Here is a 2,238-nt window from a genome sequence, read left to right as displayed (position 1 = left end):
GTATATATTTATTAAAAAAATAAAAAAAAATTTAAAAATCAAAAAATCAAAAATAAAAAATAAAAAATTAAAAAAAAATATTTGTTTTTGTTTTTAGTTTAATTGTAGTTTTGGGAGTTAGGATAAGTGTGTTTTTCTTTTTGTTGTGTTATTGTGTTTATGTGGTTTGTATGCATGGTAGAAGGTCTTTAGGTTTGGAATTATCTCCTTACGACCCTGAGTTAGCAGCTACTTTGAGGGCTGCTCGATCACGACTTAGGTCAACTATTAATCCTAGGGCTTTACCACAGTCAAATATGATGGAGCAAATAGGTGATATTGAGGTAGGTATACCTGATCCACATGTTCGTGTGGCTGCTCTAAATGTTCCAATTCCAATTCCACCTATGACTTTGCGGGATCACTTTCTCCCGAATACATACAGTCCACCTTCTTGTATGAGAATTCCCAATATTGAGAATTTAATCTATGAGATTAAGCACTCAACAATCCAAATGCTCCCTAAATTTCATGGTCTAGAAAGAGAAAATCCTTATGACCATCTCACTGAGTTTGAGGGAATCTGTAATACCATTCGAATTCAAGGTTTCACACCAGATGCTTTGAAAATGTTTCTGTTTACTTTCTCCCTTAAAGATAAAGCAAAACATTGGATTAATTTCCTTAGAGTCCCAGTTCTCATTTCTACATGGGAGGAGCTTCAAAAGAAATTCCTTGCTAGGTTTTATTCAATAGGGAAAACCACCCAAATGCGTCATGCAATTACTCATTTTGCTCAAAAAGAGGGTGAGTCCTTTTATGAAGCATGGGAACGAATGAAAGAACTCTTGAGATTATGTCCACACCATGACATCGCCACATGGCAGATTGTCCAGGCCTTCTTTCAAGGACTTGGTGATAGGGATAAACAGTTAATTAATGCTGCAAGTGGGGGGGCAATTCTTAGGAAGAGTGCTGAGGAAGCATGGGAATTGTTTGAAATTTTGAGTGAGGATTCATTACACATGGCATCAATGAATTTAACAAATAATCGAGAGACTCCTGCTCCACCACCTAAGAAAAGTGGAATCTATGAGTTACCGCAGTCAACTGTTGTTACCCAGCAGGTAGAGGAATTGTCTAAAAAGTTAGATAAGTTGATAGCTGTCCAGGGATCATCATCTAAAAATCCAGTGCGTCAAGTTAATGAAATCTGTATCATCTGTAATGAAGTGAATCATGAGACTGTAGAGTGTCCTTTGGCTGGGCAATATCCTGATCTTGTTCAACAAGTTCATGTTGCCCAAAGTTATATAGACCCTAGGAATGATCCATATTCAAATACTTTCAATCCTGGTTGGAAAAATCATCCTTTTCTCCAATGGGGGCAGCAAGCACAAAAGCCCAATGGAAATTCCAATGTGCCGTACTCCCAAGTGCCAAGGCCAAATTACCAAAATGGTAACTTAAATCATGTTCCACCATATAGACCACCTCATCTTCAATATAAAAATCAGAGTCAGGGTGTTAATCAACCTCCTATTCCTCAGTTTCAGAACCAAACCCAAGCCCAAAGAAGTTCAGGTTTTGAAGATCAAGTTCTAAATGCCTTGAAAAATCTTGAGGCTGATAGACAATTGCTTCACTCTCATTCTCAGTCAATAGCCAAGCTAGAGACTCAAATTGGTCAGTTAGCTTCAAACCTTAGCCATCGTGAGGATGGAAAACTTCCAAGTCAACCCATTAGCAATCCAAAAGGTACATATGTTGCTGAGTGTTCATCATCTGAACAAAACCCTCAACATGTTGTAGAAGTTAAGGCTGTGACTACCCTGCGTAGTGGTCGAGAGATAGATAATAGGGTTGGGGAAATACTTCAGCCAAGAAATACTGGGACTAGTCAGAAGGAGTTGAAAATGAGATATGAGACAGGTGATCCTGAAGTAGGTTTGTTAGGTGAACATAGTGGAAAGTTTGACTATTATGTGTTGTACCCCAAGAAGCTTACACCCGTATCTGAAGAACCAATTATCCCTACGGGTTGGGGTAACGATTTTGACAAACCTGAAAAAGATAGTTCGTCCCCTAGAGAAAAGTATAGGGAGAGTTCTAAAGAGGTAAGTCAAGAGAAAAGTAAGGAAAAAGATAAGGAGATAGACCAAGAGTCAGAAATAGGAAAACAAAAGATAAAAGATAATTCACAAAAAGATCATTTTCTATCTAAAGTAAGTGAGGATCCAGTAATAGAGTACATACCTA

General features: G+C 37.8%; 1 protein-coding gene. It reads left to right on the top strand.

Annotated features, from left to right (window positions below; genetic code table 11):
* Positions 1–299: 299 nt before the first annotated feature.
* Positions 300–2,238 (top strand): retrotransposon gag family protein (locus HK417_RS24155; RefSeq protein ID WP_222273205.1); only part of this gene is annotated, 1,939 nt, incomplete at its 3' end.

It is taken from the genome of Modestobacter marinus (assembly GCF_019799945.1).
Taxonomy (GTDB): domain Bacteria; phylum Actinomycetota; class Actinomycetes; order Mycobacteriales; family Geodermatophilaceae; genus Modestobacter; species Modestobacter marinus_B.
Note: the sequence above shows the minus strand (reverse complement) of the source record. Positions and strands in the feature narration are given on the sequence as shown.